The 12,766-nt window shown below is 73.9% G+C and carries 11 protein-coding genes; 9 read left to right on the top strand and 2 right to left on the bottom strand.

Annotated features, from left to right (window positions below):
• Positions 1–563 precede the first annotated feature (563 nt).
• From DBP14_RS13945 to DBP14_RS13930, 4 genes are all read left to right on the top strand, one after another.
• Entirely contained in the window at positions 564–1,217 is a 654-nt protein-coding gene (locus DBP14_RS13945; RefSeq protein WP_129307544.1) for a UdgX family uracil-DNA binding protein, read from the top strand.
• A 38-nt stretch (positions 1,218–1,255) separates the two neighbouring features.
• Complete coding sequence (locus DBP14_RS13940; protein ID WP_129307543.1) at positions 1,256–1,780, top strand: GNAT family N-acetyltransferase; 525 nt, start codon at positions 1,256–1,258, stop codon at positions 1,778–1,780.
• Positions 1,781–1,865: 85 nt separating this feature from the next.
• Positions 1,866–2,165, top strand: coding sequence for a DUF4229 domain-containing protein (locus DBP14_RS13935; protein WP_129307542.1), 300 nt, complete (start codon positions 1,866–1,868; stop codon positions 2,163–2,165).
• A 57-nt stretch (positions 2,166–2,222) separates the two neighbouring features.
• On the top strand, positions 2,223–2,879 hold the full coding sequence (locus DBP14_RS13930; RefSeq protein WP_206739264.1) for a TetR/AcrR family transcriptional regulator: 657 nt from the start codon (positions 2,223–2,225) through the stop codon (positions 2,877–2,879).
• A gap of 248 nt (positions 2,880–3,127) precedes the next feature.
• Here DBP14_RS13930 and DBP14_RS13925 read toward each other — a convergent pair whose 3' ends face one another.
• Both DBP14_RS13925 and DBP14_RS13920 read right to left on the bottom strand, forming a co-directional pair.
• Positions 3,128–4,000, bottom strand: coding sequence for a MaoC/PaaZ C-terminal domain-containing protein (locus tag DBP14_RS13925; RefSeq protein WP_129307541.1), 873 nt, complete (start codon positions 3,998–4,000; stop codon positions 3,128–3,130).
• A complete protein-coding gene (locus DBP14_RS13920) occupies positions 4,000–5,334 on the bottom strand; it encodes a 3-oxoacyl-ACP reductase (protein ID WP_129307540.1) in 1,335 nt (444 codons plus the stop codon). Before DBP14_RS13920 ends, DBP14_RS13925 begins: the two co-directional genes overlap by 1 nt.
• Positions 5,335–5,423: 89 nt before the next feature.
• Between DBP14_RS13920 and DBP14_RS13915 the strand changes: the two genes are divergently transcribed.
• The 5 genes from DBP14_RS13915 (at position 5,424) to DBP14_RS13885 (ending at position 12,621) form a co-directional block, all read left to right on the top strand.
• Complete coding sequence (locus tag DBP14_RS13915; protein ID WP_129307539.1) at positions 5,424–6,722, top strand: acetyl-CoA C-acetyltransferase; 1,299 nt, start codon at positions 5,424–5,426, stop codon at positions 6,720–6,722.
• Positions 6,723–7,431: 709 nt separating this feature from the next.
• On the top strand, positions 7,432–9,384 hold the full coding sequence (locus DBP14_RS13905) for an AMP-dependent synthetase/ligase (protein WP_241740903.1): 1,953 nt from the start codon (positions 7,432–7,434) through the stop codon (positions 9,382–9,384).
• A 151-nt stretch (positions 9,385–9,535) separates the two neighbouring features.
• The gene (locus tag DBP14_RS13900) at positions 9,536–10,462 is read left to right on the top strand and encodes a LysR family transcriptional regulator (RefSeq protein ID WP_164992327.1); all 927 of its coding nucleotides are present in this window, start codon (positions 9,536–9,538) and stop codon (positions 10,460–10,462) included.
• Positions 10,463–10,666: 204 nt separating this feature from the next.
• Positions 10,667–11,485, top strand: a complete 819-nt coding sequence (locus tag DBP14_RS13895) for a hypothetical protein (protein WP_129307536.1) — start codon at positions 10,667–10,669, stop codon at positions 11,483–11,485.
• Between the two features lie 341 nt (positions 11,486–11,826).
• Complete coding sequence (locus DBP14_RS13885) at positions 11,827–12,621, top strand: BTAD domain-containing putative transcriptional regulator (protein WP_129307534.1); 795 nt, start codon at positions 11,827–11,829, stop codon at positions 12,619–12,621.
• Positions 12,622–12,766: the final 145 nt, after the last annotated feature.

Genomic DNA, 12,766 nt, shown 5'->3' with positions numbered 1-12,766 from the left:
TCGGTGGGCTGAAAGGCCGGCCCCCCCCGCTGCCCGGCGCGGTGGCTGGGAGGCTGGCCAATCCGGCAGCTCGCCAGATCGAGGCGCGGCAAGCGGTCCCACCCAAGGGGCGCGGGGAACTGCGCGACCGGCCACCTGCGGCCCGCACCCGGCGACGGATCGCACCCGCCCCGTTCCGCGCCGCAGGGTAGGAGTACTCGGCTCGGCTGATCGGTGGGGCAAGTGGTCCCACCCAAGGGGCGCGGGGAACTGCGCGACCGGCCACCTGCGGCCCGCACCCGGCGACGGATCGCACCCCCCGGTTCCGCGCCGCACCGCAGGGAAACTCGCTGGGCGCAAGTGGTCCCACCCAAGGGGCGCGGGGAACTGCGCGCTCAGCCACCCACGGCCCGCACCCGGCGACGGATCGTATCCCTCGTTCCGCGCCGCACCGCAGGGATACTCGGTGGGGGCGAGTGTGCCCACCCAAGGGGCGCGGGGAACTGCGCGACCGGCCACCTGCGGCCCGCACCCGGCGACGAAGCCCGCCGTTCCGTCCCGCACCGCACGGGTACTCGGTGGGCATGGTGACTACCAAGGCCCCCGAGGACGCCTACACGGCGGAGCCGTTCGTGCCGGGGCCCGGTGTCGGTCTCACCGCGCTGCGGAAGGCCGCCGCCGGCTGCCGAGGCTGCCCCCTGCACAGGGACGCCACCCAGACCGTCTTCGGCGAGGGAAAGACCAGCGCCCGGCTGATGCTCGTCGGCGAGCAGCCCGGTGACCAGGAGGACCGGCAGGGCAAACCGTTCGTCGGCCCCGCGGGCAAACTGCTGGACCGCGCGCTGGAGGAAGCCGGCCTGGACCCGGCGGACGCCTACATCACCAACGCCGTCAAGCACTTCAAGTTCACCCGCACCGAGCCCCGCAAACGCCGTATCCACAAGGCCCCCAGCCTGAGGGAGATGACCGCGTGCGGCCCCTGGCTGGCCGCCGAACTGGCCCTCGTCGAGCCCGAGCTGATCGTGGTCCTCGGCGCGACCGCCGGAAAGGCCCTCCTCGGATCCTCGTTCCGGGTGACCGAGGTGCGAGGGACCGTCCTGGAGCGGGACATCCACGGCCGCCCCGAGCGCCTGGTCCCCACCGTGCACCCCTCGGCCGTACTGCGCTCGGACGACCGCGAGCAGGCGTACCAGGGGCTGCTGGCCGACCTGGAGGTCGCCGCACGAGCCCTGGGGTGACGGACCGGATGACATGAGGTAATGGATACTATTGCCCCATGCCCCTTACCTTCACCCTCGACCCCGCCGTCGACCACGACCTCCGTGACGGCATCCTCGACCTCTGGACCGACGTCACGAACGCCGGCGGCGCCGTCGGCTTCGTCGCCCCCGTCACCCGGGACGAGATCCGCCCGGAGCTGGTGCGCCACTTCGTGCACATGGCCGAGGGCCGCAGCCGGCTGCTGATCGGCCGGGACGAGTCGGGGCGGGTGGCCGCGGCCGCGTTCCTCACGTTTAACACGCACCGCCTGATGACGCACTGGCTGTGGCTCTACACGGTGATGGTCCACCCCGATCACCAGGGCAAGGGCTACGGCCGCGACCTGCTCACGGCCGCCGCCGAAGCCGCCCGCGGCCTGGACGGCATCGAGGCGATCCGCCTCACCTGCCGCGGCGGCCTCGGCCTGGAGCGGTTCTACGCCTCCTGCGGCTACAAGGAGGTCGGCCGCATCCCGGACGCCATCCGCGTCGCCCCCGACGACACCCGCGACGACGTCCACCTGTTGCTCCCGCTCCACTGAGCGCCCCCACCCCCTGCCAAGATCGGCGTCCGGGCGTGCTTCACTGGGTGATGTCCCATTTTCGGATTCGGAAGACTGGATTGAGATGCTCCGCTACACGCTGATGCGCCTCGGCATCTTCGCCGGCTGCCTCGTGGTCGTCTGGGGAGCCGTCTACTCCGGCATCTTCCCGCGCGGCTTCGGCGAGTCCAACGGACTGTGGATGCTGCTGCTCAGCCTCGTGCTCTCCGCGCCGATCAGCTGGGTGGTGCTGCGCAAGGAGCGGGACAGGGCCTCCGTGCGCATCGTGAACAAGGTCGACCGGATGAAGGCCAACCTGGAGGCCAACCGCAGCCAGGAGGACCTCGCCGACGACTCCGCCCGCGCGCAGGGCCAGGCCGGCTGACCGACTGCCGGCACACAGGGCGCACGGCGACGGCACCGCCCAACTAGGCTGACACCCATGGGTGCCGTGAAGACCAAGCGGGTGCCGCGTGCGGTGCGGGAGCAGCAGATGCTCGACGCCGCCGTGCGGACCTTCGGACGGCGGGGCTACATGGCCGCCTCGATGGACGAGATCGCGGAACTGGCGGGTGTGTCCAAGCCGTTGGTGTACCTGTACCTGAACTCGAAGGAAGACCTCTTCTCGGCCTGCATCCAGCGTGAGGCCCACGCGCTGACGGACGCGGTCCGCTCGGCCATCCGGCCCGACCTGCCCGCCGACCGGCAGCTGTGGGACGGCCTGCAAGCGTTCTTCGCGCACACCGCCGAGCATCCCGACGGCTGGTCCGTGCTGCACCTCCAGGCCCGTACGCACGGTGATCTCTTCGCGGCCGAGGTCGACGCGATGCGGGCGGAGACCGTCGCGTTCGTGACCCACCTGATCGCGGTCACCGCCCGGGAGGCGCACCGTGACCCCGACCTGCCCGAGCGCGAGGTCGCCGGGCTCGCCGAGGCCCTGGTCGGCGCCGCCGAGTCCCTCGCGACCTGGGCGAACACGACACCCGGCGTCACGGCCCGGCAGGCGGCGGCCACGCTGATGAACTTCGCCTGGTCCGGCCTGGGCAACCTGATGGCGGGCCGACGCTGGCAGCCGCCGGCCCAGCAGGCCGAGGGGTAGGACTCCGCCCGGGAGAGGGGCAACCGGCGGGCGGGAGAGGGTCGCCAGGGAGGAAGGCCGCCCGCTCAGCCGCCGTCCGCCCGCACGACGTCCGCCCGCTCAGCCGCCGTCCGCCGGCACGACGTCCGCCCGCTCAGCCGCCGTCCGCCCGCACGACGTCCGCCCGCTCAGCCGCCGTCCGCCCGCACCACGTCCGCCGGCATGACGTCCGCCAGCCGCTGCCGTCCGTCGGCATGACGTCCGGCCGCTCAGCCATCCACCGGCACGACCTCCCCGGTCAGGTGCACCCGCTCCCCGCCGCGCAGTTCGAACCGCCCGTCCTTCGCCGCGTACGTCACCGTCCCCGGCAGCAGCACCGGCGCCCGGAACTCGGCGCGCAGCCGCACCGCCCCCTCCGGCGTTCCGTGCGCGGCGAGGCAGCGGGCCACCGTCCACATGCCGTGCGCGATGGCCCGGGGGAAGCCGAACAGGCGGGCGGTGAGCGGATACAGGTGGATGGGATTGCGGTCCCCGGACGCGGCCCCGTACCGCCGCCCGACATCCCCGCCCAACCGCCACTCGGCGACCTCCGGCAACGGCTCCACGGCAGCCGGCCCATGCTCCCCGCGTTCCCCGCGTTCCCCGTGCGACGTCCCCGAGCCGCTCGTCCGGTGGCGGGCCAGGTAGGCGCTGCGGGAGTCCCAGAGGACCTCGCCGTCCGCCCGTGCCTCCGTGCGGACCGTCGCCTCGGTGCCCCGGCGGTGTGGGGCCAGGCCCTCGACGTGGACGGCGAGCGCGTACTCCCCGGTGGCCGGCAGAGTGCGGTGCCGGGTGATCTCGATCGAGGTGTGGACCAGGCCGAGCAGCGGCAGCGGGAAGTCCCGCTCGCTCATCAGCCGCATGGCCGCCGGGAAGCCCAGCACATGCGGATAGGTGAGCGGCAGCGCGTCCGCACCGGTCGGGAAGCCGCACACCCGCTCGTACGCGGCGAGCCGGGCCAGGTCGACGCGGACGGCGGGCAGGACCAGTCGGGTGCCGGGGACGTCCGCGTCGGGGCGGGGCCGCTTGAACGGGGAGCGCAGGGCGCCGCGTGCGAGGAGCGGCGCCAGCGCGGGGGAGCGGGAGAGGACGACGTCGGTCACTACGCCCCCAGCAGGCTCTGGCCGCAGACGCGGACGACCTGGCCGTTGACCGCGCCGGAGGCCGGGTGGGCGAGCCAGGCGGTGGTCTCTGCGACGTCGGCCGGCAGGCCGCCCTGCGCGAGGGAGTTCATCCGCCGCCCGGCCTCCCGAATGAACAGCGGGACGGCGGCAGTCATCTTCGTCTCGATGAACCCGGGCGCGACCGCGTTGACCGTCACCCCGTGCTCGGCGAGCGCGCGCGGCGCGAGGGACCGGACGAGTCCGGCGATGCCCGCCTTGCTCGCGCCGTAGTTCGTCTGGCCCGCGTTGCCCGCGAGCCCGGCGATGGACGCGGTGGCCACGATTCGCCCGCCCGTCCGCAGGACGCCCTTGTCGAGCAGCGCGTCGGTGGTGCGCAGGACGCTGCCGAGGTTCACCTCCAGGACGGAACTCCAGCGCTCGGCGGGCATGTTGGCCAGCCGGCGGTCCCGGGTGATGCCCGCGTTGTGGATCAGCACGTCCAGGCCGTCGGGGAGTTCGGCGGCGATGCGCTCGCCGGCGTCGGCGGCGGTGATGTCGAGGGCGAGGGCGGTGCCGCCGAGCGATTCGGCGACCCTGCGCGCGTCGTCCTCCGCCGAGGGCACGTCGAGTACGACGACGTTCGCACCGTCCCGGGCCAGCGTCCGGGCGACGGCCGCGCCGATCCCGCGCGCGGCGCCGGTGACCAGGGCGGTGCGCCCGGCGAGGGGCACCTGCCAGTCCACGGGCGCGCCCGCACTGCCCGAACTGCCCGCGCTGTCCCCACCGTGGCCGCCCCCGACTTCGATGACCTGGCCGCTGACGTACGCCGACTTCGGGGAGAGCAGGAAGCGCAGGGTCGACTCGGCGGCGGACGCGTCGGTGAGCCGTACGAGGTTGACCGTCCTGCCCCGGCCGATCTCCTTGCCGAGCGAGCGGGTGAAGCCTTCCAGGGCCTGCTGGGCGGCGGCCTGGTGGTGTTCGGCGGGGTCGAGCGGGGCGCCGAGCACCAGGACGCGGCCGCTCGGGGCGACGGACCGTACGACGGGATGCAGGGCCGCGTGGACCTCGGCGAGCGTGTCGACGTCCCGTACGCCCGTCGCGTCCAGGACCACGGCGGCGGGCTCGCCCCGGTCGCCGGGAGTGAGCCCGGTGCGGGCCAGGACGGGGGAGAGGGCGAGGGCCGACGCGCCCGCCGTCAGGTGCAGCAACTGGCCCTTCAAGTGCGGCTGTTCGGGAGTCCAGCGGGTCAGGGCGGACGGCTGCGGCAGGCCCAGCCGCCGGGTGAGGAAACGGCCGGGGGCCGTGCCGGTGAAGCTCAGGTAGCGGTCGGCCATGTCCATCTCCCACGGGACTCGGGCAAAGTGCTTACTCTGGAGTAAGGTTACCGGCGGTAAGTCTATGTCACGGGTGAGAGCAGGTCGAGATGAGTCCGCAGGAAGCCCCTCCCGAGCCGCCCCGGGCCCGCCGCGTCGCGATCCTGGGCGGCACCCGGATCCCGTTCGCCCGCTCCGACGGCCCCTACGCCACCGCCTCCAACCAGGACATGCTGGGCGCGGCCCTGGACGGCCTGACCGAGCGCTTCGGGCTCCAGGGGCCGGGTGCCGTGGGCGAGTTCGTGGCGGGCGCGGTCCTCAAGCACAGCCGCGACTTCAACCTGGCCCGCGAGACGGTCCTCGGCTCCCGGCTGGACCCCCGCACCCCCGCCTACGACATCCAGCAGGCCTGCGGCACCGGCCTGCAGGCCGTGATCGCCGCCGCCAACAAGATCGCTCTCGGCCAGACGGAGTCCGCGATCGCGGGCGGCGCCGACACCGCGAGCGACGCGCCGCTCGGCGTCAACGACCGGCTTCGCCGCATCCTCCTGGAGGCGCGCCGGGCGAGGACGGCCGGCGCCCGCCTCGCCGCCCTCGCCAAGATCCGCCCCTCCCACCTGGTCCCGGACATCCCGCGCAACGCCGAGCCGCGCACGGGGCTGTCGATGGGCGACCACGCGGCCGTCACCGCCCGCGCGTGGGGCGTGAGCCGGGAGGCGCAGGACGAACTGGCCGCCGCCAGCCACCAGCGGCTCGCGGCGGCCTACGAATCCGGCTTCTTCGACGACCTGGTGGTCCCCTTCCGGGGCCTGTCCCGCGACCAGAACCTCCGCCCGGATTCCACGCCGGAGAAACTGGCCGCCCTGAAGCCGGTGTTCGGCCTGGACGGGCCCGGCCCCACCATGACGGCGGGCAACTCCACCCCGCTGACCGACGGCGCGGCGCTGGTCCTGCTGGCGAGCGAGCGGTGGGCCGAGGAGCGCGGCCTGGAACCGCTGGCCTACCTGACGGCGTACGAGACGGCGGCCGTCGACTTCGTCGGCGGTGACGTGGCGGGCGGTGAGGACGGCCTGCTGATGGCACCGGCGTACGCCGTCCCGCGCATGCTGGAGCGCACCGGCCTGGACCTCGCCGACTTCGACGTGATCGAGATCCACGAGGCCTTCGCCTCCCAGGTCCTCGCGACCCTGGCCGCCTGGGAGAAGCGGGGGCTCACGCCGGTGGACCGCGCCCGCCTGAACCCCGCCGGCTCCTCCCTCGCCACCGGCCACCCCTTCGCGGCGACCGGCGCCCGCCTGGTCGCCACCCTCGCCAAACTCCTCTCCCACCACCCCACCCCCTCCCGCGGCCTCATCTCCCTCTGCGCAGCAGGAGGCCAGGGCGTAACAGCGATCCTGGAACGCCCATGACCCCGGCGCCCTTAGCCCCGGCCCCGACCCATCCCTTCCGCCGCACGCCGCCCGCCGCAGCCCCCACCCCTGCCCTCCCGCCCCACCCGGCCCACCTCGCACCCGACCGACCCGACCGCAGGTTCACCCCCTCAATCAACCGACCCGACCGCAATGCCGCACCCCTTCGACCCACAGGGTCGGCTGTAGTGCCCCACCCTTCGACCCACAGGGTCGGGTGGTGGGTGGGCGAGGCCGGGGTCCGGGGCGGAGCCCCGTGGCGGTGCGGTGGGAGACGGCGCCTCCTGCCCGACCCAGCCGGCCGCAGGCCCGCCCCTCCCGCCCGACCGAGCCGACCGCAGGCCACTCCTTCAGCCGACCGAGCCGACCGCAGGCCCACCCTTCGGCCCACAGGGTCGGGTGGTGGGTGGGCGAGGTCGGGGTCCGGGGCGGAGCCCCGTGGCGGTCGGACCAGCCCGCTGTACCTCGCAGCACAGGGAACCCAGACCCACCCCCCGGCCCACCCGAACCCCACCCGAACACCCCCCCACCCCCGGCCCCATAACCCCTCCGACCTCGCACAAGCCCCCCACAGACCCCCCGTACGATCACCCCCTAACCGTCGGTAACAAACCCCACCCCCGGCCCACCGCACGGTGAACGCCTCGGTGCACGAGGCACGTACGTCATGCAGCAAGCGCAACACCGCTGCACCCCCGAGGAGCCGCCCGTGTCCACCCCGCCGTACCCCAACCCCCCCTTCCCCCACGGCACGGCCACCGTCCCCAGCACCGACTACGATGGCCGCCCCCTCCTCGTCGCACCGGAGACCAAGCGGCTCGGCGGCGCCGTACGGGAAGCGGCCGTACCCCCCTTCGCACCCCCGGTCACCCACGGCTCCCTCGCCGACCTCCCCTTCGACAACGCCGCCGCCGGCCCGAACGCGGTCGTCCTCAGCCGCAGGGCCCCCGACGGCACCTGGACCGATGTGACGGCGGAACGTTTCGCCGCCCAGGTGCTCGCCGTGGCCAAGGGCCTGATCGCGGAGGGCCTGGTCCCGGGCGACCGGATCGCGATCATGGCCAGGACGACGTACGAGTGGACGCTGCTGGACTTCGCCGCCTGGGCGGCCGGCCTGGTCACCGTCCCGGTCTACCCGACCTCCTCCGTCTTCCAGACCCGCTGGATCCTGCATGACTCCGGCGCCGTCGCCCTGGTCGCCGAGACGCGCGCCCAGGCCGCCGCCCTCGGCCCCGAACTCGACCGGCTGCCCGACCTGAAGCACCTGTGGGTGATGGACGACGGGCACGTGGACCGCCTCGCCGACGCCGGCGCCGGCACCCCGGAGGCCGAGGTCGCCGTACGCCGGGGCATGCTCGGACCCGACACCCTCGCCACCCTCATCTACACCTCGGGCACCACCGGCCGCCCCAAGGGCTGCGCCCTGTCCCACGGCAACTTCTTCGCCGAGGTCGACAACGCCATCGAACTCCTCTACCCGGTCTTCAAGGCGGACAGCGGCGAGGAGCCGTCCGTCCTGCTCTTCCTGCCGATGTCCCACGTCTTCGGCCGGATGGTGGCCATCGCCTGCGTCCGCGCCCGGGTCCGCCTCGGTCACGCGCCCAGCCTGAAGGCCGAGGACCTGCTGCCCGACCTCGCCGCGTTCCGGCCGACCTGCCTGCTGACCATCCCGTACATGCTGGAGAAGATCTACAACTCGGCGCGCGCCAAGGCCGAGACCGGCGGCCGGGCGGCCACCTTCGACCGGGCGGCGTCCGTCGCCCGGCGCTACGGCGAGGCACTGCACGACCGCCAGACCAACGCGGGAAGCGGCCCGGGTCGCGCCCTGAGGACCGCCCGCTCCTTCTACGACCCGCTCGTCTACCGGCGGATCAGGGCGGCCATGGGCGGCAGGGTCAGGTACGCCATCTGCGGCGGCTCCCCGCTCGGCCGGCGCCTCGCCGCGTTCTACGTCGGCGCCGGCATCGAGATCTTCGAGGGCTACGGCCTCACCGAGACCACCGGCGCCTCCACGGTCACCCCGCCGCTCAAACCCCGCCTCGGCACGGTCGGCTGGCCGCTGCCCGGCACCCGGGTGCGGATCGCCGCCGACGGGGAGATCCTGCTGGCCGGCGACCACGTGCTGCGCGGCTACTGGGACCCGCGGGCGGGCGGTGTCGTCCCCGCGACGCAGGACGGCTGGCTGCCCACCGGTGACCTCGGCGAACTCGACGACGAGGGCTATCTGACCATCACCGGCCGCAAGAAGGAGCTGCTCATCACGGCGGGCGGCAAGTCGGTGGCCCCGGCGCCGCTGGAGAACTGGCTGCGCCAGCACCCGCTGATCTCGCAGTGCATGCTGGTCGGCGACGGAAAGCCGTACGTCTCCGCCCTGTTCACCCTCGACCCCGACGGCATCACCCACTGGCGCGTGATGAACGGCAAGCACCCGGTCCCGGCGGAACTCCTGACCGACGACGCCGAGTTGGCGGCCCTGCTGCAACGCGCCGTGGACGAGGCCAACAAGCTCGTCTCCCGCCCCGAGTCCATCCGCCGCTTCGCCGTCCTGCCCGTGGACTTCACCGAGGAGGCCGGGCATCTGACCCCGTCGATGAAACTGCGGCGCGCGCAGATCATGACGGACTTCGCCACCGCCGTCGCGGGGCTGTACGAGAAGCGCTGACGTCCCCGGTGCCCACGGGGACGGTCGGCACCCGCTCCCGCGCGCGGAGCGGGTTGCCGCCTGGGCCTGCCCGCCCACGATCGTCGTACACGCGCAGAACCCGGTCAATCCTTGGGTTTACTCGCCAGACCCAAGGGACAGCTTGGGTGTTGTGACCCTCGACGACCTGCGTGTGTTCGTGGCCGTGTGCCGGGCCGGCAGCCTGAGTGCCGTCGCCCGCGATCTCGGCCGCACCCAGTCCGCCGTCAGCCAGCACGTCCGGCGGCTGGAGAAGGAGACGGGCGTGGCCCTGGTGGAGCGGCAGCCGCGCGGGGTCGTGCCCACGCAGGCCGGCCGGATCCTGCAAGCGGCCGCCGCCGAGGGCATTTCCGGCCTCGACCTGGCCGTACGGCGGCTGCGTGAACTCCTCGACGGACACAGCGGGTACGTCCGTGTGGCCACCGGCGCCACCACCGTCCGCCACTTCATGTCCGACGCCGTGGTCACCTTCCGGCGCCGCCACCCCCGGGTCAACCTCGAATTCCAGACGGTCAGTTCGGGCCGCGGCAGCTTCGACGCGCTCGCCGACGGCACCCTCGACCTCGCCTGGATCACCCTCGGCCCTCCCGTGCGCGGCATCGAGCAGCGGGCCGTCGTCGAACTGCCCTGGGTGCTCGCCGTCCCCGCCGACGACCCGCTGGCCGGCCGGGACCGGCTCGACGCCGCCGAGCTGAGCGGCGTACGGCTGATCCGGCTGCCGCCCAACTCCACGTCCGCCGCCCATCTCGACGCCGCCTGCGCCGAGTCGGGCGTGACGTTCTCCCACGACACCAGCGTCGCCGACTGGGACACCGCACTGCTGCTCGCCGAGCTGGGGGCCGGGCGGGCCGTCGTCCCCGCCGTACCGGGACTGCCCGTACCGGGCCAGGGGGCGCTGCGGCTCGTCCCGCTCCCCGGCCTGCGGCCCCTCCCCGTCGGCTGGGCCGTGCGCCGCTGGGACGCCCTCAGCCCGCCCGCCAGGGCCTTCGCCGACACGGTCGCCGAACGTCACCACCCGCCCCACGGGACGGGGCCGGCCCCCGTCACCTGGCCGGGGTGAAACTGCCCCGGGCAAGGGAAACCGGGGCGCGGGAAAGCTGTACCGTACGGAACAAGAATCTGTCGCCGTACGCCCGTCGGCCGCTTCGGGGCGGGCGGTGGGGGGCCGGCGACAGGCCTGGGGGAACCGGTCGGGACCGGATCGGTAACGCCCGCTCGTAGCCTGCCTTTCCACCCTCGCCGACTCCGTCCCACGAGCAGAGGCATGAACGAACACAACGACGTCCGCCGGATCTTCCTGCTGAACCCCGACCAGCGCCTCGTCCGCGAGGCCGCGCGGGCCGGCGTCCAGGTGCGCGCCGCCCGCGTCGACGCCCACGACGAGCCCGCACTGCGCGCCTCGCTCGCCGAGGCGGCCGAGGCCGGGCTGTGCGTCAACCCGGCCCGCGCCCTCAGCGTCCTCGCCGCCCCGGCCGCCGTGGCCCGCCTGGTCCGCGACAACCGGCTCTCCCTGGGCGGCGCCGAGGCGGCACCGGACGACCCGCGGCTGACCGTGGAGACCCTGAGCGTGCACGGCATGCACCAGGCCGTCGCCATCACCGCCCACACGCCCTACGGCCTGCTCCACCCGGCCCCGCTGACCGACGACACGGCCGCCGAGGTCCGTGCGGTGGTGACCGCGCTGCTGGACCTCACCGGCTACCAGTACGGCCCGGCGCACACCAGCGTCGCCCTCACCCCGCGCGGGCCGGTGATCACCGGTTGCCGGGAGGGCCTCGCCGACGATCCCGTGCCCGACCTGGTCAAGGCGGCCGGCGGCTGCGATCTGGCCGCCGCGGCCGTGGACGTGCTCTCCGGGCAACTGGTGGACGCGGCACGGCCCCGCCGGTTCGCCGCGGCCGCCGTACTGGACGCGCCCTGGCGCCTGGAGACCGCGGAGGTCGGTGTGCTGCCGCACGTGCGGCACGTGTCGCCGCCGGACGCGGGGGGCGGGCCCGGACATGTGGTGGTCCACGCGGACTCCCCGGAGGTGGCGGCCCAGCGGGTGCGGTCGCTGCGCGGGCTTGTGGCCGAGGAAGGCTGAAGACGGCTGGCCGCCGTGGCTCGGCCGTGTGCGCCGTTCAGCTCGGTCGAACTGGTCGTTCGGCGAGTGCCGCGCCGTCGTGGCTGGTCGCGCCCCGCGGCGGAGCCGCATGTTGATACAGCCCCGCGCCCCTTTGGGGCGCGTTGCTCGGCCGCCTGCCACGCGTGACCCGGAATTCAGCTTGATCGGATGCGCCCGCTCCGTGATCGAACTTGGCGGTCGGCGATCCGGTCGTGATCGGGAACGGATCGGGAACGGATCGGGAGAGGGTCGCGGCATCGTTGGTACGTCGCCGGAAGAAGGACGACGACGCCGGTTCGTCAACGGGAGGCGGGGTCAGGATGCTGAAGTTCTCGATTCTCGGGGCACTGCAGATCCGCACCGAGTCCGGCCCGGCGGAGATCTCCGGCGATCTGCAGCGCACCCTGGTGCAGACGCTGCTGGTCAGCGAGGGGCAGCCGGTGTCCGGGGAGAGCCTGGTCGAGGAGATGTGGGGCGCCGCGATGCCCGACAACCAGGCCAACGCCCTCCAGGCCCACGTCAGCCGGCTGCGCCGCAAACTGCGCGCCCTGGAGCCGGGGCGGGCCCCCTCCCGGGTGACCATCCACCCCTCCGGCTACCGGCTGACCGTGGCCGAGGGGGAACTGGACGCCGCCGAGTTCATCAGGAGCGTACGGCTCGCCGAGACGGCCGCCCCGATCGACGCCACGAACACCGCGCGGCTGCTCGGCGCGGCGCTGGCGCTGTGGCGCGGCCCCGTTTTCGGCGGCTTCCCCGGCGGGCCCCTGTGCGAACTGGCCGGCGCCCGCTACGAGGAGTACCGGATGCGGGCCATGGAGCTGCGCTTCGACGCCGAACTGCGCCTCGGCCACCACGCCGCCGTCCTCGCCGAACTCACCGAGGCGCACACCAACCACCCGCTGCGGGAGCGGTTCTGCGAGCAGCTGATGATCGCCCTGTACTGCTCGGGCCGGCAGGCCGACGCCCTCGACGTGTTCCGCCGGATGCGCCGGCACCTCGACGTGGAGCTAGGAATCGAGCCATCTCCGGCCCTGCGGCAGGTGGAAAGCGCCATTCTCTGCCACGACCCGGCGCTGGCGGGCGATGCGCGTTCTACCCTCCTCCAGCTCGCGTGAAGACGGTTAGGGTCGTCCGGCGGACCGGGCAGCGGCAGCTCGGCGGTGACTCCAGCAGCACGGACGTGTGCACCGGAGTCCCGGGTCCGCGGCACGATCCGTCCGGCAGGCCCTAGCCTTCGGTACGGACCCCGGGCACCGCGGG

This window comes from Streptomyces sp. L2, assembly GCF_004124325.1.
Lineage (GTDB): Bacteria > Actinomycetota > Actinomycetes > Streptomycetales > Streptomycetaceae > Streptomyces.
The sequence above is the reverse complement of the archived record's forward strand: the minus strand, read 5'-3'. Positions and strand labels throughout refer to the sequence as shown.

Coding starts and splice junctions, on each gene's coding strand:
- DBP14_RS13945 (WP_129307544.1), top strand. CDS start 564: ATGGTGACTACCAAGGCCCCCGAGGACGCCTACACGGCGGAGCCGTTC.
- DBP14_RS13940 (WP_129307543.1), top strand. CDS start 1,256: ATGCCCCTTACCTTCACCCTCGACCCCGCCGTCGACCACGACCTCCGT.
- DBP14_RS13935 (WP_129307542.1), top strand. CDS start 1,866: ATGCTCCGCTACACGCTGATGCGCCTCGGCATCTTCGCCGGCTGCCTC.
- DBP14_RS13930 (WP_206739264.1), top strand. CDS start 2,223: ATGGGTGCCGTGAAGACCAAGCGGGTGCCGCGTGCGGTGCGGGAGCAG.
- DBP14_RS13920 (WP_129307540.1), bottom strand. CDS start 5,334: ATGGCCGACCGCTACCTGAGCTTCACCGGCACGGCCCCCGGCCGTTTC.
- DBP14_RS13915 (WP_129307539.1), top strand. CDS start 5,424: ATGAGTCCGCAGGAAGCCCCTCCCGAGCCGCCCCGGGCCCGCCGCGTC.
- DBP14_RS13895 (WP_129307536.1), top strand. CDS start 10,667: ATGAACGAACACAACGACGTCCGCCGGATCTTCCTGCTGAACCCCGAC.
- DBP14_RS13885 (WP_129307534.1), top strand. CDS start 11,827: ATGCTGAAGTTCTCGATTCTCGGGGCACTGCAGATCCGCACCGAGTCC.